The sequence below is a fragment of the Glutamicibacter sp. JC586 genome, assembly GCF_009805585.1.
In the GTDB taxonomy this organism is placed as follows: Bacteria; Actinomycetota; Actinomycetes; order Actinomycetales; family Micrococcaceae; genus Glutamicibacter.
The window spans coordinates 574,039-595,190 of the sequence record NZ_VHIN01000002.1 but is presented as its reverse complement, the minus strand read 5'-3'; the positions used below and the strand labels follow the sequence as shown (position 1 = coordinate 595,190).

At 57.0% G+C, this 21,152-nt stretch carries 20 protein-coding genes; 12 read left to right on the top strand and 8 right to left on the bottom strand.

Translation table 11 applies throughout. The features are described 5' to 3' along the window. The first annotated feature begins 456 nt into the window (after window positions 1-456). The gene (locus FJV47_RS02965) at window positions 457-4,671 is read left to right on the top strand and encodes a DUF4011 domain-containing protein (protein WP_159610086.1); all 4,215 of its coding nucleotides are present in this window, start codon (window positions 457-459) and stop codon (window positions 4,669-4,671) included. Next, window positions 4,671-4,988: a hypothetical protein gene (locus FJV47_RS02960; RefSeq protein ID WP_159609850.1), complete on the top strand. Its 318-nt coding sequence runs from the start codon at window positions 4,671-4,673 to the stop codon at window positions 4,986-4,988. The genes FJV47_RS02965 and FJV47_RS02960 overlap by 1 nt, the downstream gene beginning before the upstream one ends. A gap of 5 nt (window positions 4,989-4,993) precedes the next feature. Here the strand turns inward: FJV47_RS02960 and FJV47_RS02955 are convergent, their stop codons facing one another. Both FJV47_RS02955 and FJV47_RS02950 read right to left on the bottom strand, forming a co-directional pair. Beyond that, window positions 4,994-5,704: an SAF domain-containing protein gene (locus tag FJV47_RS02955; protein WP_159609849.1), complete on the bottom strand. Its 711-nt coding sequence runs from the start codon at window positions 5,702-5,704 to the stop codon at window positions 4,994-4,996. Window positions 5,705-5,802: 98 nt separating this feature from the next. After that, window positions 5,803-6,417 carry a 5-formyltetrahydrofolate cyclo-ligase gene (locus FJV47_RS02950; RefSeq protein WP_159609848.1) on the bottom strand — a complete coding sequence of 205 codons (615 nt, stop codon included), beginning with the start codon at window positions 6,415-6,417 and terminating at the stop codon, window positions 5,803-5,805. Here FJV47_RS02950 and FJV47_RS02945 point away from each other — a divergent pair. Both FJV47_RS02945 and FJV47_RS02940 read left to right on the top strand, forming a co-directional pair. Further along, window positions 6,416-7,123 carry a GNAT family N-acetyltransferase gene (locus FJV47_RS02945; protein ID WP_235026313.1) on the top strand — a complete coding sequence of 236 codons (708 nt, stop codon included), beginning with the start codon at window positions 6,416-6,418 and terminating at the stop codon, window positions 7,121-7,123. The genes FJV47_RS02950 and FJV47_RS02945 overlap by 2 nt on opposite strands. A 180-nt stretch (window positions 7,124-7,303) precedes the next feature. After that, window positions 7,304-8,179, top strand: a complete 876-nt coding sequence (locus FJV47_RS02940) for a hypothetical protein (protein WP_159609847.1) — start codon at window positions 7,304-7,306, stop codon at window positions 8,177-8,179. A gap of 86 nt (window positions 8,180-8,265) precedes the next feature. Here FJV47_RS02940 and FJV47_RS02935 read toward each other — a convergent pair whose 3' ends face one another. Next, entirely contained in the window at window positions 8,266-8,772 is a 507-nt protein-coding gene (locus tag FJV47_RS02935; protein ID WP_159609846.1) for an Lrp/AsnC family transcriptional regulator, read from the bottom strand. Between the two features lie 111 nt (window positions 8,773-8,883). On the opposite strand from FJV47_RS02935, the gene FJV47_RS02930 reads away from it, so the two are divergent. The 4 genes from FJV47_RS02930 (at window position 8,884) to FJV47_RS02915 (ending at window position 13,026) form a co-directional block, all read left to right on the top strand. Further along, a complete protein-coding gene (locus FJV47_RS02930) occupies window positions 8,884-9,354 on the top strand; it encodes an NUDIX hydrolase (RefSeq protein WP_159609845.1) in 471 nt (156 codons plus the stop codon). Window positions 9,355-9,394: 40 nt separating this feature from the next. Beyond that, window positions 9,395-10,300 carry a glycine betaine ABC transporter substrate-binding protein gene (locus tag FJV47_RS02925; RefSeq protein WP_159609844.1) on the top strand — a complete coding sequence of 302 codons (906 nt, stop codon included), beginning with the start codon at window positions 9,395-9,397 and terminating at the stop codon, window positions 10,298-10,300. A 107-nt stretch (window positions 10,301-10,407) separates the two neighbouring features. Then, window positions 10,408-11,628, top strand: coding sequence for a pyridoxal phosphate-dependent aminotransferase (locus FJV47_RS02920; RefSeq protein ID WP_159609843.1), 1,221 nt, complete (start codon window positions 10,408-10,410; stop codon window positions 11,626-11,628). 534 nt (window positions 11,629-12,162) lie between these two features. Continuing rightward, window positions 12,163-13,026, top strand: coding sequence for a PPK2 family polyphosphate kinase (locus FJV47_RS02915; RefSeq protein ID WP_159609842.1), 864 nt, complete (start codon window positions 12,163-12,165; stop codon window positions 13,024-13,026). Between the two features lie 16 nt (window positions 13,027-13,042). On the opposite strand, the gene FJV47_RS02910 is transcribed toward FJV47_RS02915, so the two are convergent. Both FJV47_RS02910 and xseA read right to left on the bottom strand, forming a co-directional pair. Continuing rightward, window positions 13,043-13,273, bottom strand: a complete 231-nt coding sequence (locus FJV47_RS02910; RefSeq protein WP_159609841.1) for an exodeoxyribonuclease VII small subunit — start codon at window positions 13,271-13,273, stop codon at window positions 13,043-13,045. A gap of 21 nt (window positions 13,274-13,294) precedes the next feature. Beyond that, a complete protein-coding gene (gene xseA / locus FJV47_RS02905; RefSeq protein WP_159609840.1) occupies window positions 13,295-14,557 on the bottom strand; it encodes an exodeoxyribonuclease VII large subunit in 1,263 nt (420 codons plus the stop codon). Window positions 14,558-14,852: 295 nt separating this feature from the next. Here xseA and FJV47_RS02900 point away from each other — a divergent pair, with 295 nt between their 5' ends. The 4 genes from FJV47_RS02900 (at window position 14,853) to FJV47_RS02885 (ending at window position 19,010) form a co-directional block, all read left to right on the top strand. Continuing rightward, a complete protein-coding gene (locus FJV47_RS02900; protein ID WP_159609839.1) occupies window positions 14,853-16,049 on the top strand; it encodes an SH3 domain-containing protein in 1,197 nt (398 codons plus the stop codon). A 100-nt stretch (window positions 16,050-16,149) separates the two neighbouring features. Continuing rightward, entirely contained in the window at window positions 16,150-17,235 is a 1,086-nt protein-coding gene (locus tag FJV47_RS02895; RefSeq protein WP_159609837.1) for a 4-hydroxy-3-methylbut-2-enyl diphosphate reductase, read from the top strand. Window positions 17,236-17,313: 78 nt separating this feature from the next. Then, window positions 17,314-18,399 (top strand): redox-regulated ATPase YchF, encoded by a 1,086-nt coding sequence (ychF, locus tag FJV47_RS02890; protein WP_159609835.1) that lies wholly within the window; start codon window positions 17,314-17,316, stop codon window positions 18,397-18,399. Window positions 18,400-18,521: 122 nt separating this feature from the next. Next, window positions 18,522-19,010 (top strand): HXXEE domain-containing protein, encoded by a 489-nt coding sequence (locus FJV47_RS02885; protein ID WP_159609833.1) that lies wholly within the window; start codon window positions 18,522-18,524, stop codon window positions 19,008-19,010. Window positions 19,011-19,099: 89 nt separating this feature from the next. Here FJV47_RS02885 and FJV47_RS02880 read toward each other — a convergent pair whose 3' ends face one another. The 3 genes from FJV47_RS02880 to FJV47_RS02870 are packed head-to-tail and all read right to left on the bottom strand — an operon-like array spanning window position 19,100 to window position 20,517. After that, a complete protein-coding gene (locus tag FJV47_RS02880; protein WP_159609831.1) occupies window positions 19,100-20,014 on the bottom strand; it encodes an alpha/beta hydrolase in 915 nt (304 codons plus the stop codon). Beyond that, a complete protein-coding gene (locus tag FJV47_RS02875) occupies window positions 20,011-20,268 on the bottom strand; it encodes a type II toxin-antitoxin system RelE/ParE family toxin (protein WP_159609829.1) in 258 nt (85 codons plus the stop codon). Before FJV47_RS02875 ends, FJV47_RS02880 begins: the two co-directional genes overlap by 4 nt. Before the next feature lie 3 nt (window positions 20,269-20,271). Continuing rightward, window positions 20,272-20,517 (bottom strand): type II toxin-antitoxin system Phd/YefM family antitoxin, encoded by a 246-nt coding sequence (locus tag FJV47_RS02870; RefSeq protein WP_159609827.1) that lies wholly within the window; start codon window positions 20,515-20,517, stop codon window positions 20,272-20,274. Between the last annotated feature and the right edge of the window lie 635 nt (window positions 20,518-21,152).

Below are 21,152 nucleotides of genomic sequence, written 5' to 3'. Positions count from 1 at the left end.
ATGACGTGCCTGCCATGAAACCACTGGGTTAGCTTGTTCAATGATTATTGACGAGACGTTTATAATTTATGTCTTCTGTTTACATGGCATTGGTCTCTTGTGCTCGAACGAGTTGCGCAATGGGTATCCAACGTTCGAAACATCATTGCAACGCGGCAATTCACCGTTTATTGCCTTGGGTTGAACCCTGTCGGGTCTTTAGTTCTCTGCTTCAGTGCTTGGCCGATCGAAATTTGAGAACTTTACCGAGGTGCAAGTTTCTATTTTGAAAGCTGGGAGTTTTCCTTTTGCGGAACACAATGAAGCTTAATGAATGCGAGCCAATGTCGGTCCCGGTTCCGCTTCTCGCAGTTAAAACGTGTTTCGCACCGGTGATCTGCGGGGCTTGTGCACTACGTTAGAGAGTGGCGCATCTGTACCGCAGTGCGCCCGAAAGTGGTCGGTTCAGTGAAGGGAATGACTGTCGTGGCTAGTGGACAGAATGCTACCAACGAACGGGTAGCAACCTGGGTGAAATCCCTGGGACAAAGTGCGGGTGCTGATACCACTTTGCGGTTTGCTCCCTCGACGTCCAATAGCATCGATATCACTCACGCCAACCCCTCGGGTCTGGCGCAGTTTCTTGCTGGACGGCGCACGCGCCTTTCCACCCTGCTGCATGACGCAGAGCAGTACGCCACCGCACGTCGCACCGCTCGCGCCCTGTCGGCAAAAATCAGCGAGCTCTGGGAAGAGCGCGGCATCGATGTTGGCTACCTCGCCGCCGGTGTCGCCAATTGGCGAGCAGTCCATGATGGTAAGAGCGAGCCGGTCTCCGCTCCCATCATGCTCGGCCGCATCACGCTGACCAAGCACGTTGACGCTGATGATTATGACCTGCAGCTGGTCGGCCGTGCCACCGTGTCTCCAGCGTTCATCCGCCAGTTTGAAGCGGACCACGAAGCACGCGTGGACGTGGACGCAGTGGACGCTGCCGCGTACTCCATCGCTCGTTTTGACCCGGCTCGTGGCATGGATGCCCTGCGCCAGCAGATGTCAGAAGTGCCCGGAGTAGTTGTCGGACACCGCCTGTTGCTTTCCACGTTCTCAGAACTCATGGATCCAGCTGATCCGGCGAAGCTCTCGGCCTCGCACCCAGTCATTGACGCACTGATTCGTTATGACGAATACGAGAAGCAGGCCAAAGCAGCAACAGAAAATAAGTCCGCGGCCGCCCTAGCCAAGCTTGTAGCTGCAAAGCCAAGCGTTGCCGGCACCGTCACCAAGGGTGAAACCGAGTCAGCGACCGAAGACGCCAAGGCCGAAGAGAATCAGAGCGAAGAGGGAAGTGGCAACGAAAAGCCAAGCTCGCGCTTTGGTCGAGTGCGCAACATTCTCAAAGACTCCACCCGCTCGCGTAAGCAGAACGGTGTGGTTTCCGAGGAGAACTCGGCTCGCAAGGTACACACCGGCAATACCACGCTGGCTAAATCTTCGGATGATCGTGATCCCGAGAATGAGTTGTACTTGCTGGACGCTGATGAGTCTCAGGCCAAGATGCTCGACTACATTTCTGCCGGTGAATCGGTAGCCATCAACGCTGCTGCCGGAACCGGTGCAACACAGACCGCACTGAACGCGGCCGCATTGTTGGCCGCTCAAGGTAAGCGCGTACTGGTGGTGGCCGAACAACGTTCAGCCGCCGAAGAATTTGTCCAGCTCTTTAACCAGAAACTGGATGCCGGCAGCCTTTTGCTGGAACCCAACGAGGATCCAGATAAGCTGCGCACCTTGCTGACTAAGGCGATCCTGCGCAACGAGCAGGCGACCGAACCTCAGCTACGCACACTATTCAACCGCCTGCGCGAATCACGCCATACCCTGCACGAACACGTTAAGTCGCTGCACTCCGTGCGTAGCCGCTGGGGATGCTCGCCATACCAGGCCATGCAGGAGCTGGCGCGCTTGGCAGCACTGGAACCTGCACCATCTACTACCGTGCGTCTGAAGCGTTCGGTATTGGATTCCATGGGTCAGCGTGGTCATGTGGCAGCACAGCTTAAGCGTGCAGCCCAGTTGGGTGCCTACTCCAAGGAACACACCACCAGCCCATGGCATGGTGCCCCCTTGCGTAATGCTGAAGCCACCGAACAGGCATTGTCGTTGGCTAGTGGTCTGGGCCGAGACCTTCCAATCCTTCATGAACACATGGAGAAGATTGCCCAGCAGTCTCAGATCCGTCTAGAAGACAGCTACGACAAGTGGGGGGACCAGCTTCAGTTGCTGGTTGCCGTGCGTGGTTCGTTGGATAAATTCGAATCCGACATTTTTGAAGGCGACATCGATGATTTGATCGCGGCCACCGCGACCAGTTCATGGCGCCGCGAACACGGTGTGGAAATGGGCTCCATCGTCCGTTCCCGCCTGCGCAAGATTGCTAAGGAATACGTTCGTCCCGGAATGCACATTGCGGACCTGCAGTCCGCGTTGCAGGCAGTATCGGTGCAGCGTGATGCTTGGCGTGCCATCGCTACCAGCCAGCGCAACCCACAGGTCCCTGGTGGGCTCTTGGATGTTGAGGCCGGCTACCACGACGCGGGCGCCCGCATCGACAAACTGGCCACTATGCTGCCTTCCTCCGTGGGCTCGCGTCTGCGCGAAATGCCTATTGCCGAACTCCTGGACCTCATTGCTGCGCTGGTAGACCGTCGCGAAGATTTGGGCGAACTGCCCGAGCGTACCCTGATTTCTGAACAGCTCACCGAAGCTGGCTTGGGGGATCTGCTCGATGATTTCGCAGAGCGTGAGATTGATGCTGATGCCGTGGACAGCGAACTGGAACTGGCGTGGTGGCAGTCCGTACTGGACGCCATGATTTCCGGGGATGACTTCCTGGCCATGAACGACGGCTCCAAGCTGGAAAAGATCGAGGCTGATTACCGTCTGGCCGATGGTGCGCACATTGCTGCTGGTCCGGAGCGGATACGTTGGGCTCTGTCGCGTAACTGGAAGGCTGCGCTGGCTGATCATCGCGCAGGTTCGCGTGCCCTGCGCAATATGCTCAAGGAAGGTACCCCGAGCATCGCTGGCCTCTTCCGTCTGGGCGCACCGTTGGCGAGTTCGCTGACCCCGGTTATTGTCTCAGCACCATTGCTTTTGGGCAGTGCGCTGCCGGAAAACGCAGAATTTGATGCAGTGATCCTTCTTGAGGCTAACTACCTCTCCTTGCGTGAAGTACTTGACGCGGTACGTCGCTCCAGCCAGGTCATAGCCATCGGTGACGAAATGCTTGGTGCCCCTAAGCGCTTTGAAGTCTCTGTGGATCCCACCGCACGTGTGGTGGAACATCAGCAGGACGTCTCGGCGCTCTCCGCACTGAATAAGGTACTGGTCTCTGGTTCATTGTCCACTGTCTACCGCGGTATTGACGAAGGCCTGGTGGAGCAGCTGTCCACCACCTACTATGATTCAACGATTTCACGTTTGCCAATGGCCGTGAACATCAGTGGAAATTCACCGCTGTTGCGCGCCGAATACGTACCGGATGCCACCGGTTCGCTGATGAACAGTGAAGACGGTGTGCAGACCACAGTGGCTGAGGTTGCCCGCGTTGTTGACTTAGTCTTTGAACACTTCAAGAACCATGGCGGAGAATCCCTGGCGGTTATCGCCTCGAACCGAAGCCATGCCGCAGCCATTGCTGAAGCAATTCGTGTGCAGTTGCCAAACCACAAGTACGCCATGCAGTACCTGCGTTCAAAGCAGGAACCATTTGTGGTCACGACCATGGACCGGTTGATCGGCCTGCGCCGTGACGCTGTGATCTTCGCTTGGGGTTACGGACGCACCACGCACGGTAAGACCTTGCATGAATTTGGTGCGCTCTCGCGTGAAGGTGGAGAGCAGCTCTTCGTGGCTGCGATGACCCGCTCACGTATCCGTATGACTTTGGTGTCTAGCCTGTTGCCAAATGACGTTGACCTGAGCCGCGTCTATCGAGGTGCCCGACAGTTCTTTGATCTGTTTGGTCGTGTCCAGGCTGGCGATTCAGGAGTGAGCGCTACCCGCAACCCACGCTTTGACCCGCTAGTCTCTGACCTGGCCCGCCGTCTGCGTGAACGTGGAGCGATTGTTGCCGAGGACTACCGCGATGTTCTTGATCTTTCGGCGCACGTCTTTGACGCTGCGCAAAGCGGTATCCGTCCGCTGGCAGTGGTTTACGACGGCACCGAGCACTATGCAGAGTTGACGGTTCGTGAGCGTAGCCGCCTGCGTCCGGAATTCTTCGAGAAGCACGGATGGCGTTATGTTCCGCTGTGGACCATCGACGTATTTACTGACCCCGGATCGGTCACGGAACGTCTCGCTACGTACCTGCAACTCAAGGCTCCGGTCGCAACTGCAGTTGCTGCCGAGACCACTTCGCGTAGCTCAGTGGCGGCTGCTCGTCCCGTTTCGGCTCGTGAAGTGACCACTGAAGAAGCTCCAAAGGAAAAGACCGGCTTGCTCAAGTCGGCCAAGACTAAATTGGAGCCGAAGCCGGATTCTAAGGCCGAAGACAAGAACGAAGACCAAGCCCCTGAAACGGAAGCTAAGCCTGAGCAAACGCCGAATGAGCAAGTGGCAGAACCAAGCACTCCGGCACCGGTTCCTGCCAAGGAAACTACCGAACAGGCAGGCTCTAAGAAGTAATGACTTCTGAGCAAGAACCAACGCGCGGTCGCCGAAAGCGACCGCGCGTTGTCGCACCTCCACAGCACCTTGAACAACGAGTTCAACTCACCGGCAGCTATACCCCGGTGCCACACTCTGAATCCGTTGACCGCGCAGTTGCAGGATCACAGTCCGCTGACGGAAATTTTCCGTCAGCGTCTGCTAAGAATTCGCAGCGGTCGGGCGACCCCTTGGCTGATCTACTGGCGAAAGATCAAGATCCTCGGAGCTGGGGCGACGCCAAAGAAGATTTGGCAGAACACATGAAGCGTGAAAAGCCACCGCACTGGGGCTAAAGCACCTAATTCACCAGCACCGCTGAAACTTTTCCGCGTGAAACTGCGCCGGACAGATCATCGGATAAGCTGCTGGCTGCGGCAACCACAATGATTCCTTCCCCGGAGGGAGCCGCACTGTTGAGCATGCCGAATTCTGAACTAGACGCACTTTGCGGAACCCACAACACGGGCACGGCTTTGGCGATCGTGCGTGAGGAAATTTCTTGATCAAATCCGTCGCCGGTGGTCAAAACAATATCCACAAGTTGCCCAGGATGAAGCAGTGTCACCGTTGCGGGGTCACTGAGTCGCAAGGGAACAGCCACGGTTCCCGACTGCGCACCAGCCAATAGTTGAGGACCTACCAACGCGTATTTGCGTACTACCGTTCCAGCATCTAATCCCACCGCTACCCGTTGGCCAACGAGCTGGTCTGCGGATTCATAGACTTCGTTATCCTCTGGGTCTAGTCGAGCTGTCTGCACCGACAGGTGGCTGGCTGATATCTCGCTGCCGGCAGCGATGTCCGTGGACACAACGACCACTTCACGTTGGCTTAGCTGCCCTGAGGAAAAGACGTTCAGCGTACCCGCCAGTGCCAACAGCGCAAAACCGATAGCTAAGGGTTTTCTGTAACGGCGCATCAGTTCGCTGCGGGTTCGAACCGCGCGAACTTTGGGTTTTGGTATCACCGGTGGGCGAGGTGCCGTATCGGTTTTGAAGAAGTAACTCATTCCCCTATGCAACTGCGCGGTACTTGCATGCATGGGCAATCGTAAACGAACTGTGTGTAAGAGCAAAGAGCAACTATGGCTTCAGCAAAGCAGAAACGCTAGGGGATTTGATGAACCTGCGTCGGGGTGAAAACTAAGTCGACAGGCTGATCATGTTCTGCCACCGGGAAGCTACCTTCAGAGACAAATTCTTCATCATAAACTACCGCCGCCACGCGCACCGGTGAGTCATCAATGAGCGGCAGGAACCGGTCATAGTAGCCACCGCCTTGGCCAAGGCGAAGTCCCTGCGCGTCAATGGCCAGGGCAGGAATGATTACGGTGTTTATGTCATCAAAGATCTCATTACCAAACCGCGGTCCCACTGGCTCAAGAACCGGCGCCAATTTACTTGGTAAGAATTCAATACCCGGAGTGTAAGCCGCCCAAGACAATGCAAAGTCTGGCTCACAGATAGGCAAGTAAACTTCAATGCCTTCATTGACCAACGCATCCAACAAGATTGAGGTATCCGGTTCTCCTGGGGAGGAGCAATAAGCTGCCACTTTCCTCACGATGCCGGTGCTCGATGTCAGGTAGCCAAGCACCGTAGCGGCCAACTGTTTGCCATGGTCCTCTCGTTGTTCCTCCGCCATCTGTTGGCGGGCCGCCCGGATCTTGGTGCGGACGGCTTTCTTTTCCACTTCAGGGCCGGTGGCAGCATTTGCAGTCATGACTACAGCTTACGCACAACGCAACGAATTGGAACGTACTTCTTGGGTACACGGTCTGCTCCGAAAACGGTACTACGATGTGCTCATGCTCTTCTCTAGTCGTGCCTCACGTCTGGTCCCTGAACTTAGCTCGGACAGACTGCTAATGCGCCAGTTGACCCTGCGAGATGAGACTGAATGGATTAACTTGCGTTACGCGAACACTCAGTGGTTGGAGCCTTGGGATCCCACCAGCCCGCTGGGGGTACCCGAGCCCATGACCTTTGCCCAAATGATCCGGGCCAAAAACGAGGCGGCGCGTGATGGCAGTGGTTTCTCATGGGCGATTGCGCTTCCGCAGTTACATCAATCGAGGCCACCACTGATTGGGCAGGTGTCCCTTTCGGGAATTCAGTATGGTGCCGCACGTAGTGGTTCGATCGGATATTGGATTGATCGCAGCCACGCAGGATTCGGATTAATGCCTGAAGCCTGTGCCCTGGTGATTGATCATTGCTTCGAATCATTAGAGTTGCATCGGTTGGAAATCAACATTCGTCCAGAGAACGAGGCCAGCCTTCGGGTAGTGGAAAAACTGGGGTTCAGGGACGAAGGTTTACGTCGAGGCTTCCTGCACATCAACGGTGCGTGGGCTGATCATCGCACCTTCGCATTGAATCGTGAGGAGCTATCCACCACGATGCTCGAACGCATCTACGAACGATGAGCTCTTATTCTCTGTATTAGATGCTGCGCCGCTCTTTGATGCACCGACTCGTGGTGAAAACTTATAGACACACCGACATATGTGCGTGTCACCGTGCAAAAGGTTGAATAGGGTTGAGACGAAAGAGTCATATTCGACTCTACGAGATTTGACCGACCCAATCGGTGATGGAGGACCCACATGGCTGGCACGTCCCAGAGCGAATCGCAGAAAGATGCTGCGTCCCAACTCAAGATTCGTGTGCGCTATGGTCGTTTGTCCGTTGCACTGATCGGTGTCTTAGCAATTTTGGCCACTGTCGTTGGAGTTGTTCTGGCTCCCTTTACGGCGCTGTCCTTTGGCACGGTCGGTTTGTTCGCGTTGCTCGCGGTGGCTTCGTTCGCCACCTTGCGGATGCTCGCTGTACGCGACCGGAACCGCAAGCTGCTTGAACACCTCGAAGCAACTCGTCAGAAAGCCCTCCAGACTCCTGCATTTGAAGATGCTGCCAACAAGGTTGTTGCCCGCAAGCACGAGGGTGAAGAAGTATTTGACGCTCGTCCAGGTTCCTCTCGCCGGGCTCCTGCCATCACCGCTGAAGAGCTTCGCGCCGAAGCTTTGCGTGTGGCTCACGGTCGCGGAGGCGTAAAGCAGCCAGATACTTGGATGCCTACGCGAGTGCCTAAGCCAACCTACGTCGAGGCAAGTGAGCGTATTGCTCAGGCTGCGAAGACCGTAAATGAAGCTCCAGCAGCTCGCACCCAGAAGGCTCCACTTCCTGCCCAACAGCCACTGCGCCCAAGCAAGCAGATCAGCTTGAAGGCTTCGGAAGATGCAAAGCGTTTGGCTACCGAAGTTTCGGCGGAAGAGCGCGCAGCGGTTACTTCGGTTGCTGCTAAGCGTGCTGAGTCCATCCCAGAAGCTCCAGCCCAGGAAACGGCTTCCAAGGAATCGACCGCACCAGTTGCAGAAACTGTCGCTCCGGTTACAGGCACCTTGCCAGCTGCGGATCTGTCCGTATCGTCCACCAAGCCTCGCCTGAACTTAGATGCAGTGATGCAGCGCCGTCGCGCCTAAGACTTTTAGAACATAATGAATTGAGGTCCCCACCAAGAAAATTGGTGGGGACCTCAGTTCGTTAAAAACTTTTGAGCTTAGCCTGACTAGCTCATCATGTCTTCTGATGGCAGGGGACCTTGGTTGCCTCGGTGATGAGCAAAGACCAGGGTCGTCTCGGTGTGGCCCACAGATTCGTCCGTGGCCAAGTTATCCAAGACCCAGTCACGTAGCGCGTCAGTGGAACCCACAGCGATGTGTAGCAGGTAGTCCGTACCGCCAGAAACATGGAACATGGATAGAACTTCTGGCAGGCGAGGAATCCGCGCCACGAAAGTATCAATCTTTTCGCGGTCGTGTGCACGCAACTTCACGGAAATTAATGCCTGCACGGTGCGACCAACAGAACTAAGGGCAACCTCGGCGTGATAGCCGGTGAGGATGCCACGTTCTACTAGTGAACGAGTGCGCAGCAAGGCAGTGGACGGGGCGATGCCCGCGCGCTGCGCCAAAGTGGCGTTCGAGATACGTGCGTTAGCTACCAGTTCGTCGATGATGATTCGATCAATTTCATCTAGATCGACGTTTGGAGAATGCTCTGAGTGCGGGACCATAAGAATATTTCATCACATCCAAAGGACTCAGTGGGATATTTAGCGAATAATGTGCGTTATGCCCTGAGCGGTAGGGCAAATAAACGGTGAACAAACCGATATATTGGGGATATGACACGTCGTTCTGAGCACACAGGTGAATTCTTCGATACCAGGCTGGCAGCGTACTGCTTGGTAGAGCATGAAGGAAAAATTCTGTTGACGCTCTGGGATATGCGCCATCGTGATCCAAAGTTCACGCCTCGCTGGTCACTGCCAGGAGGCGGCATTGACCTAGGCGAGCCAATTATCGAAGGTGCCAAGCGCGAAGTCTATGAAGAGACCGGATACGCGGTCGGCGAATTAGAATTGCTGGATGTCACTACCGGAGTCATTCCTGGAGCCAAACGATATTCCGGTGAAGGCTATCCCATGCAAACGGTCGCCGTAACCTATCGGGCCAAGCTCACCGGAGGAGAACTTCGCCACGAAGTCAACGGATCCACTTCTCAGGCTGCTTGGTTTACTCGCGAAGAGATTCAGAAGTTGAACTGCATTGAGCGTGTGGATAGCATCTTGCGACTGACCGCGCCCGGTAAGTAACCGCTGAAACTCAAGTCTCTGCCATAGAATCAATAGGGATATGAACTTGCGCAAATCTTCTCGACTCAGTGTCCTCTGCCTCGCCCTGCTGCTGCCTCTTGCCGCATGCACTTCCAACGAGCAGAGCTCAACCAACGAGTCCGGCAAGAACGTGACTCTGAAGATTGCCCGAGGCGAGCGTCCAGTGGAACAGACTCTGGCCGAGGTCTATAAGAAGGCTCTGGAATCCAAGGGGTATACAGCCCAGATCAACAAGTCCAGCGACGATCCGTTCAAGCAGGTGAAGGATGGCCAGGCTGATGTTGCCGTAGACCAAGCCGGTACCGCCCTGTTCTTATCCAAAGACTCTGCGAGCATTACCGGTGAAGACGGTGTTCTATCTACCGATGATCTGAAAAATCTGCGCACAGAAATCAACGACTCCGGTGATCAGATCAAAGCACTTGACCTGAGCCCGGCAGACGCCGGCAAGGAATTAGTCATGAGCAATGCCGAGGCCTACACCCACGAGGTTGATTCACTGTCTTCCTTGGCCAAAGCCTGCGCCAAACTTACCGTCATCACAGATGAGACCGAGACGAGCAACCTTCAGTCAGCCCTGGAAGGCGAGGGGTGCGCGTCACCGAAAATTTCTGTCGTTGAAACTTCGGAGCTTGCCACCCAACTTCGTGCCTCGGTGGACCGAGCCGTAGCGATCAGCGCTGGTAGTTCGATCATCTCCGACGAAGGCTTCAAAGCCATTTCCGATAGCGCCAAACTGTTCAACGCCGAGCCTTACATGCTGCTCGCCGGCGAGAACGTCGACGACAAAGCCCAAAGCGAACTCAACAAGATCACCGGCGAACTCTCGCAACAGACTCTGGTGGATCTGAACCGCATGGTCAACAAGCCTGGCGCCATGACCCCGGCACAGGCAGCGACCCGCTGGGCATGGATTATCGAGTAGCAGGAACGCACTGCTCTTGTAATTCGACCCACTAGGATTTCGGCCGCTGCCGACGGCGGTCGAGTAACAAGGTGTGTTTTGCACACCTGACATGAGAAAGTGTAATCATGGCAGAATTCAAGCAATCGACGAAACTGCACAATGTCCTCTACGACATCCGCGGGCCGCTATTGGAGCACGCCCAGCGTATGGAGGCCGAAGGACACCGTATCCTCAAGCTGAACATCGGCAATCCCGCGCCGTTCGGCTTCGAAGCGCCTGACGCGGTGCTTGTCGACATGATTCGCAACCTGCCAAATGCCCAGGGCTACTCGGACTCCCGTGGCATTCTCTCCGCACGCACCGCAGTGTCTCAGTACTACCAAACCCGTGGCATTCAAACCATTGGCGTGGATGACGTGTACCTAGGTAACGGCGTCTCCGAGCTGATCACTCTCTCGTTGAACGCGCTGTTGAACAATGGCGACGAGATCCTGATCCCAGCTCCGGATTACCCATTGTGGACCGCCTCGGTATCACTGGCTGGTGGCACCCCGGTGCACTACCTGAACACCGAAGAAGAGGGCTGGCTTCCAGATCTAGAAGACATGGAATCCAAGATCACCGATCGCACCAAGGGCATTGTGATCATCAACCCGAATAACCCGACCGGTGCGGTTTATCCAAAGGAAACCCTTGAAGGGATCCTGGAGCTTGCCCGGAAGCACTCACTGATTGTTTACTCGGACGAGATCTACGAAAAGATCCTTTACGATGATGCCGAGCACATCAATACTGCTTCCCTTGCCGATGACGTTTTGATCCTGACTTTCTCGGGTCTGTCCAAGGCGTACCGTGTGTGCGGTTTTCGTGCTGGTTGGATGGCGATTTCCGGTCCTAAGCATCAGGCGGCCGACTACATTGAAGGCATCAACCTGCTGACCAATATGCGCCTGTGCGCTAACGTTCCAGCACAACACGCCATCCAGACCGCTCTGGGTGGATACCAGTCGATCAATGATTTGATTCTGCCTGGTGGACGCCTGTTGGAACAGCGCGACGCAGCCTACAACTTGCTCACCGCTATCCCGGGTGTCTCGGTGCAGAAGGCCAAGGGCTCGCTGTACATGTTCCCGAAGTTGGATCCCGAAGTTTACCCAATGCATGATGATGAGGTCTTTGCTCTTGAGCTACTCAAGGCGCAGAAAATCCTGGTCACTCAGGGCACGGCGTTCAACTGGGTTCGCCCGGATCACTTCCGTCTGGTGACGCTGCCTAATGTGCGGGACCTGACCGACGCGGTAGGCCGCATCGGACAGTTCCTGGAGGACTGGCGCGCACGGGCCTAGAGCTTTAGGGATAGCACCGCCGAATGACCGTTTTGGTTTTTCGGTGGTGCTTTTCTTTTTGCCCTCAAGAGCATGGAGGCAAACTAAGTGCCTGAAGGCAGAAACTCATTTGCTTGGGCTAGGAAACGATAAACTTCGGAATCTCTCAAGTGAGACTTTCTCTATGTCATCGAAGTTTGAGATCGAAGAACGCTGGCCCGAAATATTCGAAAAATTATCTCCCATTAGCGCAAGGCACTTCTCCGTGCGTTGGTCTCTTCAGGCCATGAATGATGGGATCCCAACCGACGAGACATCGAATATCTGATGCGCTTTGCCGCCGCTGTTTTTGCGGAACTCAATCGGGCTCACCCGCTGCATGAAAACAGGCATCGGCCTTTTCATGCCTGGATTGTGGGGCGAGGGAAACTGATCCTAAAGAAGTTCACAAAGTGTTTGTAGCAATCATTAGTCATCGAGACTCCGAAATCTTCTAGCCACAACGCGATCTGATCACTAGATTTAGAGCTACACGTTCCATTGAAGGAGTCTGCATTGAGCTCATACCCGAAGAACCTCATCAAAGCCCTGCGCGCTGAGCCAAATTTGAAGATCGCGGACCGCGCCACCAAGAACCCAGAGTGGTGGCCTAAGGGCGCACCGAAAAACAAGAAGGCTGCACAGGTGCGCATGGAAGAGCTGGCTGTGCAGCTCTCAGAACTGCAGGAGCGACTCTTCGCTGCATCGGTTCAGGGACAGCCGGCACCATCGGTCCTGCTGATCTTGCAGGGGATGGACACTTCCGGAAAGGGAGGCATTGTTCGCCATGTCCTAGGAATGCTGGACCCTCAAGGCGTTCAACATCATGCGTTTAAAGCCCCAACCAAAGCCGAAGCCGCGCGAGACTTCTTATGGCGCATCAACAAACAGCTTCCCAAAAAAGGAATAGTCGGCGTTTTTGACCGGTCACAGTACGAAGACGTACTCATTGCCCGGGTGAAGGAACTGGCCGAGCCGGAGGAGCTGGACTCACGGTACTCGAAGATTGTTGACTTAGAAGAGCAACTGAACGCGAAGAACATCCACCCCATTAAGGTAATGCTACATATCGGTCGTGATGAACAGTACGAACGCCTCTCTGAGCGACTTGAACGCCCTGATAAGCATTGGAAGTACTCTCCGGGTGATATCGATGATCGTCTGCTGTGGGAGGACTACCAGCAGGCTTACGAGATCGCCATCAACCGGACCAACACCCAGAGCGCACCGTGGAACGTCGTGCCGGCAGATCAAAAGTGGCGTGCTCGGTTATGCGTGGCTGAATTGCTGCTGGATACCTTGCAGAAAGTTACACCCGATTGGCCCGAAGCAACTTTCGACGTTGAGAAGGAAAAGGGACGACTAGAAGCGACTAGATAGTTCCCGATTCCAAATCCTATTGTTCGTTGGCCTCTTCGTGGCGGGCGCGAGCCTGTTCGAGGCGCTGCGAAACACCGTTGAGCCAGTTCTCGCAGTGAGTGGCTAAGGCTTCGCCGCGTTCCCAGAGTGCGAGCGAAGCTTCCAACGCAACGCCGCCGGTCTCTAGCTGGCTGACCACGGTGAGCAGTTCTTCGCGGGCTTGCTCATAGGAGAGCTGGGCAATGTCTTCAGGGATTTGCGTGTTCATGATGGCTCCAGAATTCTTGTCTTAGTTCGCGGTGTCTTTAGCGGGAATGGATGCGGTGGTCTGCGCGGTCAACTGGCCAGAGGCTAGGCGGATAAATAGTTGCGATTCCACCGGTGCATGGGCGGCTTCTCGCACGATGCTTCCGTCAGCGAGTTGAGTGACCGAGTAACCACGGTCCAAGGTTTGTTGTGGGGACAGCGCACGTACCTGCGATTTCAGGTGGGTGATTTCATCACGAGCTCGTTGCACCTTGTAGTGCAAAAGATCGCTGGAACGCTGTTTCCATCGTTCCAGATCTTCAGCCCGTACGCTGACCATCACCTGTGGGTTGGCCAGAACCGGGCGTTCTCGCACCGATGCTAATAGCTGTGCTTCGCGCTCGATGAGATTGTTGATTGACCGTTCCAAGCGATTGCGTGCTTGGTGCAAACCGGCAAATTCTTCGTTCAAATCAGGGACAATGCGCTTGGCAGCATCGGTGGGCGTTGAGGCCCGAAGGTCCGCCACATCGTCGAGGATTGGACGGTCTGCCTCATGCCCGATGGCAGAAACCACCGGGGTTTGGGCGGCAAAAACTGCGCGGACTAAATCTTCGTTGGAGAAGGGGAGCAAGTCCTCTAAGGCGCCGCCACCACGGGCAATAACGATGACATCAATGTTTGGATCGGAATCGAGTTCTTGGAGTGCTGCAATCACCTGGTTGGCTGCGTCCACGCCCTGAACGGCGGTATTGATGACGCGGAACTGTGCCGAGGGCCAACGCAGGGTGGCATTACGCAGAACATCCTTTTCTGCATCCGAGTCACGACCGGTAATCAAGCCGATACGCCCGGGAAGCACCGGGAGAGCTCGCTTATGTCCAGGATCAAATAATCCTTCGGCGCCCAAAGCCTGGCGCAAGCGTTCTAGCCTCACCAGAAGTTCACCCAAACCCACCGGGCGAAGGTCCGTGGCGTTCAAAGATAAACGTCCAGTTTTTGCGTAGAAGCTTGGTTTCACCTGCGCCACCACCCGCGAACCTACCTGTGGAGTGGCATCAAGTTTGCGCATGGTAGAAGACCAAATCGTTACCGAGAACGAGAAATCAGCGTCCACATCGCGCAGGGTGAGGTAAGCATGTCCGTTACGCAGATTCGCTTCCAACAACTGACCTTCAACCCACACAACGGGGGAGTTCTCGATGTGGATTTTCAGCTTCTCCGAGAGCAGGCGCAGCGGCCACGGGTTGTCCGCGGTGGTCTGAGAAGCGGTGGCCGGCAGGCTTGCTGGTGTTTGGGGCTCCATCCTGGCCGCTCCTTGAAAAGTCGATGATTGGCACCGACGTTGATGATCGCCGCTGCACAAGTGAGACTACCGCATGGCACCGACAGATCAACGAATTCCCGGTTGCCCTGAGCCTCGGGTCAAGATGGAGCAATGGTCTCGGATCGGGTGAAGTTTGTCGTAGTTTGAGTCTTCGAAATGTACTTCTCAGAACTTTTCCAACGGTTTGATTAAGCCTGTTGAAAGCTATTGTTCCTAAGGTCTCGCGCGCGGAAACTGTTGAGCATGGGGAAGCTTTAGAGAAAGACGCAAGATCATGTTTGGGCAAAAATTCCATCTTGACACCACTCATTCGCTCTCTGCGATTGCGCTGGTCCTGGGTCTGGCTGCCGGATCTGTACCCGTGGCCGCAATGGCGCAACCGGATGCTCGATCCGTGGCACCCATAGCGCGAGCGGCCACGCTCAGCATCAGCACGGAACTATCCATCGACTTGCCAGCGCGGGTGCGCACCACTGACAACCTGAACCTGCGCGCCGGAGCCTCCACGGCGTATTCGGTCCTGGTCAGTATTCCCAAAGGCACGTCGGTTCCAGTGCTCGGGCGAGCCTCTAATGGTTGGTACAAGGTCAGCTACGACGGGCGAACCGGGTATGTCAGTAACTCCTACGTGGTAGCTGCCTCCGTACGTACCTTGGATAGCCTGAACCTGCGTACCGGGACCTCGACCAATTATCGGATCCTGATCACCATTCCCAAGGGGGCCACGGTCTCTGCCTATTCCCGAGCTTCCAACGGTTGGTATCGGGTGAGTTACGGCGGATACACCGGCTGGGTCAGTGGAAGTTATGTCACCACCTATCCCAAGCCGCCGGCAACACCACTTGGTAAGGGGCCGAACCGTACCTCCCGCGTGGTGCTGACTTTTGATGATTGCCCGAGCAGCTTGAGCTCTTACAAGGCAGCCATTGACTATGCCGCCAGCGCCAATATTGGGATGGTGCTCGCCCCCACCGGAGACTGCTTCGCCTCATATAAATCTCGCTACGGCGTGGATCTTGCCAGCTTGGCCCGGGCTAAAGGCCAATGGGTGATCAATCATTCGGTCAGCCACCCGGATTTGCGGCCACTGAGCTGTCAGCAGGTTGGGTCACAATTAGGCGGTACCGGGGTGCACACCAACTTCGGGCGCCCACCCTACGGGGCGATCGACGGCTCAGTGCGGTGCGGGTACGACTCTAGGGGCATGGCACCGTGGACCTGGACTCGGGATACCGAAGATTGGAAAGTGAAATCTAAGTCGATCACCGTCGCTCGTGCCTCGGGCGCGGTTGGTGGTGACACCGTCTTGATGCACATGCAATGGTACGGTTTCTCGCCCGATGCACTACGGCAGATTAAAGCCAATTTGGGGGCGCGGGGACTAGGAGTCTGCCGTGCCTACCGAGGTGGTGATCACGCCGGATCGATCCTGCGTACCAGTGTGAAACTGCCCAGTTCACTGCCGTGCTAGGGGTACCGAGCAAATGTGGAGGTGGAACTCACAGCGGCTATGAGGTGGCGCGCATCATATGAGCATGGGCTAACTTGCATCCAGTTCGTAGACTAGAGGTATGGCTACTTCCACTTCCATTCCGGTATCGCTGTCAATGCCTCGGGTTCCGCGTATTCGTCGCACCCCGGCCGAGATTGCCGCTGCCTCTCCGCAGGTGACCGAACGTAAGGTACTGCTCGCGGCTCCTCGTGGTTATTGCGCCGGTGTGGACCGTGCGGTTGTAGCAGTTGAAAAGGCGCTGGAGCACTACGGCCCACCGGTCTATGTGCGTAAGCAGATCGTGCACAACCTGCACGTGGTCTCCGAACTGGAGTCCCGCGGTGCGATCTTCGTCGAAGAAAACGAAGAGGTCCCAGAAGGTGCCCTGGTGGTCTTCTCCGCCCACGGTGTCTCTCCAGCGGTGGTTCAGTCCGCCGCCGATCGCAACCTGCAGACCATTGATGCAACCTGCCCGCTGGTGACCAAGGTGCACCGCGAAGCCGTGCGCTTCGCCAAGAACGACTATGAGATCCTATTGATCGGCCACGAAGGCCACGAAGAAGTGGAAGGCACCTACGGGGAAGCTCCGGAAGTGACCACCATCGTGAACAACCCGGAAGAAGCCGACACCGTTCAGGTTAAGGATCCGGACAAGCTGATCTGGCTCTCACAGACCACCCTGAGCGTGGATGAGACCATGGAGATCGTGCGCCGACTGCGCAAGCGTTTCCCTAATCTGCAGGATCCACCCAGCGATGATATTTGCTACGCCACCACCAACCGTCAGGCCGCGATCAAGAACATCGCACCACAGGCCGATCTGGTGATCGTGGTGGGCTCGGCCAACTCCTCAAATTCGGTGCGGCTTGTTGAGGTCGCCTTGGACCACGGGGCAAAGGCGTCCTACCGCGTGGACTTCGCCAACGAAGTGGACGAGTCTTGGTTTGAAGGAGTCTCCACCGTGGGCGTGACCTCCGGTGCCTCGGTGCCCGAGGTATTGGTGCGCGAAGTCGTTTCCTTGCTGGCCGACTACGGCTTCACCGATGTGGCCGAAGTGACCACCGCGGAAGAGGACATCATCTTCTCGTTGCCCAAGGAAATCCGCGGCAAGCTCAAGGAAGCTGGCGACGAGGAACGTGCCCTGGGTGGGCACGCCCGCCCATAGCCCTGATCTGTCAATAAGAATTCAAGCGCCAGTACACCATTGCGCGCTCATCACTAGTAAAAGGTAGAATTTCCTCCCGTGGCTCTTACTATCGGAATCGTCGGACTGCCAAACGTCGGCAAGTCCACCATGTTCAACGCGCTGACCCGTGCCCAGGTGCTGGCAGCCAACTACCCGTTCGCAACCATCGAACCCAATGTGGGTGTCGTGCCGTTGCCTGACTCGCGGCTGAAGGTGCTCGCCGGAATCTTCAATTCCGAGCGCATCCTGCCTGCGACCGTCTCCTTCGTGGATATCGCCGGCATCGTCAAGGGCGCTTCGGAAGGCGAAGGCCTGGGCAATAAGTTCCTGGCGACCATCCGCGAAGCCGATGCGATCTGCCAGGTCACCCGCGCATTCGTGAATGACGACGTGATCCACGTGAACGGCAAGGTGGACCCGGCCTCGGATATCGAGACCATCGCTACCGAGCTGATCCTCGCGGACCTGCAGACCATCGAGAACCAGCTGCCTCGCCTGGAAAAGGAACTGCGCACCAAGAAGATCGAGAAGTCCTTCCTGGATGCAGTGCTGGCAGCGCAGAAGATCCTCGAAGAAGGCATCACCCTGTTCGCCGCGGCAAAGACCAAGGGCGTTGACCTTGAAGAGCTGGCACCAATGCAGCTGATGACCACCAAGCCATTCATCTACGTGTTCAACACCGATGAGGCTGGTCTGGCCGATGCCGAGATGCAGGCCAAGCTCTCCGCACTGGTTGCTCCAGCCGAGGCGATCTTCCTTGACGCCCAGTTCGAATCCGAGCTCGCCGAGCTGGAAGAGGACGAAGCCGAGGAAATGATGGAAGACGCCGGCATCGAAGAGTCCGGTCTGGACAAGCTTGCTCGCGTCGGCTTCGACACCCTGGGCCTGCAGACCTACCTGACCGCTGGCCCGAAGGAATCGCGTGCTTGGACCGTTCGCAAGGGTGCCACCGCACCTGAGGCTGCCGGCGTAATCCACACCGACTTCCAGCGTGGCTTCATCAAGGCCGAGGTCATTGGCTTTGAGGACCTGGTCGCCGCCGGTTCGGTGGCTAATGCCAAGTCTGCGGGCAAGGCACGCATTGAAGGCAAGGACTACATCATGAAGGACGGCGACGTCGTGGAATTTAGATTCAACGTTTAGTGGAGTTCCGGTTCAACCTCTCGATCGCATGGCTTTAAACACTCCGTAGGCTGTGAATTGATGCGGGTGGACGTGGGCCAGCAGATTCAACCGGTTTGGATGCGCGAAGCGAAGGGCGAGTTATGAGTTGGAAGGGGCCGACTGCACTTTTTGCGGCATGGATAATCCACGACATCGAGGAGGCATTCGCGTTTCCTGCATCCTGTGATCGTCTCGTGGACCGCACTGGTGTAGAACAACTCAGGATCACGCCGCAGCAATCGTGGATCGCCGTGGGGCTGATAGGAATTCTGGTGGCGGTGGCTTGTGGCCGCGGCGTGCACTCCGCCGGTAAGTCTGCGATGTATCGGGCAGTCGTTACCGGGCTGGAAGCCCACGTCGTGACTCACCTCGTCGCTTCAGTTGCGCAGCGTGGTTACACGGCCGGTGTTGCGACGGCTTTGCCTATCATGCTTCCCGGGGCACTCATGGCCCGTCGAGAACTCCAGAGGGACGGCTGCGAGCTGCGGTTCCGGGATACGGTCAACGGCGTCGCATTGCTCCTGCCCGCCGCACTGGTATGCCAGGGGGCTGCACGATTGATCCGTCGGGTGTCCGCGGCCAAGAGCTGACCGGAAAAGCAAAAAACGGCATGGCGCGTGAGGTTGCTACGTACCGGAACTCCGTCGAGTTCCGGTTCAACGTCTGATGGCGTTCCGGTTCAGTCTCTGGACTGATTGAGATCCTCTGCGAAGTCGGTCAAGAATTCATCGCCCATTCGCCGAGCTGTGGGGGAGATGGTGTCCAGGTTGATCACACCGTGGACCATGCCCTCGAGGTGATGGTGCGCCGTCAGGCGTCCTGCATTTCGCAGGTGTTCGACCAGATCCAGCCCTTCGTCGCGGAGCGGGTCATGCTCGCTCGTGATGATCGTCGTCATCGGAGCGGTCGAAGGCGGCTGCTGTAACGGACTGAGCGCGTGGCTCTCGCGCAATGCGGCCGTGGGTGCCCACTGCGACACGAACCACTCCAGATCCCGTGCGTCCAGACCCCAGCCCTCGCCTTTGGTCAGCACGCTGGGCTTCGAGAGAGCGAGATCCACATTGGGATTGATCAGGAGAAGCTGGTCGATCGCGACGTCGGATGCGCACGCGGCGAGGAAGGCAATGAGGGCTCCTGCGGAATCGCCCGCAAGCCCTATGGGGACTTCGCCCGCAACACGCTCCTCGAGCCACCCGAGCACGGCGCGGACGTCGTCGATGCCTGCGGGGGCCGGGTGCTCGGGTGCGAGTCGATAGTCCACCGCGACGACGTCTACGCCGCCGAGAGCTGCGAGGCGTCGGCACGCGCGGTCATGCGAGTCGAGATCCCCGAACACGAATGCGCCGCCATGGGCGTAGACACATGTGGCGCGCGTGTTCATCGTGTCGTGTCGGTAGGTGCGGACCGGGATGCGGGTGCCACCGTCGGCAGCAATGACCAGGTCATTCACGACCGGGATGTCGGGCCCGCCTGGTCGAGCCCGCTTCGCACGGAGTTGCGCTATCGATGGCGCGCTGTGCCCCTGTTCTGCGATGGCGGTGAGCCAGGCCTCCAGCTCAGAATCGGCGATCCTGGGCAATACGTCACCGTTCATCGGTAGATCTCTCGTCGGTGGCCGACCCGGAGGATCAGCACGATCAGCTCGTCGTCCACGATGTCGTAGATGACTCGGTAGTCGCCGCCCCTGATGCGCAGTTCGCCGTCGCCGCCCTGGAGCGTGATGCAGCCTGGCGGTCGAGGGTCGTCCGCCAGGCTGGTGATCGCCTCGAAGATTCGCCGAGCGGCCTGTCGATCGAGCTTGCGGAGAGCCTTCGCCGCCGATGCGACGTAGGTGATCCGGTACGTCACGGATCAGAATCCGAGTTCAGCGGCCAGATCCTCTTGGGAGACGCGCTCAGTCTCCTGACGTGCGGCCGCCGCGGTGCGAATGTCGGCTTGATCTTCCAGCGCCTGGAGCGCACGATCGTAGAACTCCGGGGATACGACGACTGCACGTCGACCAGCGCCGCGGGACGTGATCTCGACGGGCTCGCGCTGCGCCGTCGCGATGAGGTCGGCCTGACGGTTGCGGAAGTCGGAGAGGGTCACGGAAGTCATGGCCTAATGGTACATCTTGTACAAGATGACGGCAATGGTGCTGAGTCCCCAGAGGTTGGTACGTGCGGCGACGTCGTGGAGTTCCGCTTCAACGTGTAGTCGCGTTCCGCTTCAATGTCCCGCTCGAGTGCCCGGATCTCCCAATGGAGAGCCGGGCATTCGATTTATGAGCGACAAGCAGGCGAGTCGCCGCGCCTGGGACTAGCGAAATGTTCGGCTGATCGCGCTGCCGGTCTGGAACAGGGTGATCCACACCAGGAACTTCTGGACTGGACGCAGCGGCCATGCGACAAGTCCTCGCCACCCTTGGCGTCGCGACCCTAATCAGCAATCACCACGCTGCCATCCCATTCTCGGTGGCAACACCCCCGGACTATTGGATAAGCAGGGGCAAGACACCATGCCGAGATTGGTCGGCCGACAGCTCCTATGTTTTTTCCTATGTTTTTCGGTGTTCAGGAGCTGTCAACAACATAACGGGCAGACGAATTCATCGAGGGTCTAGGCGGGATGTTCGTTGCCACGACGTCGAACAAGGTTCTTCTCCGTCTCGCATCTGAGGACGACGTCATTACCTGGTCCGAACTGCGGATGGGGGACAGAGCCCCCTTGCAGGTCGCGAACTGGACGCACGT

Excerpts from the sequence above, each read along its gene's own strand:
- FJV47_RS02965 (WP_159610086.1), top strand. The coding sequence starts at position 457 with ATGACTGTCGTGGCTAGTGGACAGAATGCTACCAACGAACGGGTAGCA.
- FJV47_RS02960 (WP_159609850.1), top strand. The coding sequence starts at position 4,671 with ATGACTTCTGAGCAAGAACCAACGCGCGGTCGCCGAAAGCGACCGCGC.
- FJV47_RS02955 (WP_159609849.1), bottom strand. The coding sequence starts at position 5,704 with ATGAGTTACTTCTTCAAAACCGATACGGCACCTCGCCCACCGGTGATA.
- FJV47_RS02945 (WP_235026313.1), top strand. The coding sequence starts at position 6,416 with ATGACTACAGCTTACGCACAACGCAACGAATTGGAACGTACTTCTTGG.
- FJV47_RS02950 (WP_159609848.1), bottom strand. The coding sequence starts at position 6,417 with ATGACTGCAAATGCTGCCACCGGCCCTGAAGTGGAAAAGAAAGCCGTC.
- FJV47_RS02940 (WP_159609847.1), top strand. The coding sequence starts at position 7,304 with ATGGCTGGCACGTCCCAGAGCGAATCGCAGAAAGATGCTGCGTCCCAA.
- FJV47_RS02935 (WP_159609846.1), bottom strand. The coding sequence starts at position 8,772 with ATGGTCCCGCACTCAGAGCATTCTCCAAACGTCGATCTAGATGAAATT.
- FJV47_RS02930 (WP_159609845.1), top strand. The coding sequence starts at position 8,884 with ATGACACGTCGTTCTGAGCACACAGGTGAATTCTTCGATACCAGGCTG.
- FJV47_RS02925 (WP_159609844.1), top strand. The coding sequence starts at position 9,395 with ATGAACTTGCGCAAATCTTCTCGACTCAGTGTCCTCTGCCTCGCCCTG.
- FJV47_RS02920 (WP_159609843.1), top strand. The coding sequence starts at position 10,408 with ATGGCAGAATTCAAGCAATCGACGAAACTGCACAATGTCCTCTACGAC.
- FJV47_RS02910 (WP_159609841.1), bottom strand. The coding sequence starts at position 13,273 with ATGAACACGCAAATCCCTGAAGACATTGCCCAGCTCTCCTATGAGCAA.
- xseA (WP_159609840.1), bottom strand. The coding sequence starts at position 14,557 with ATGGAGCCCCAAACACCAGCAAGCCTGCCGGCCACCGCTTCTCAGACC.
- FJV47_RS02900 (WP_159609839.1), top strand. The coding sequence starts at position 14,853 with ATGTTTGGGCAAAAATTCCATCTTGACACCACTCATTCGCTCTCTGCG.
- FJV47_RS02895 (WP_159609837.1), top strand. The coding sequence starts at position 16,150 with ATGGCTACTTCCACTTCCATTCCGGTATCGCTGTCAATGCCTCGGGTT.
- FJV47_RS02885 (WP_159609833.1), top strand. The coding sequence starts at position 18,522 with ATGAGTTGGAAGGGGCCGACTGCACTTTTTGCGGCATGGATAATCCAC.
- FJV47_RS02880 (WP_159609831.1), bottom strand. The coding sequence starts at position 20,014 with ATGAACGGTGACGTATTGCCCAGGATCGCCGATTCTGAGCTGGAGGCC.
- FJV47_RS02870 (WP_159609827.1), bottom strand. The coding sequence starts at position 20,517 with ATGACTTCCGTGACCCTCTCCGACTTCCGCAACCGTCAGGCCGACCTC.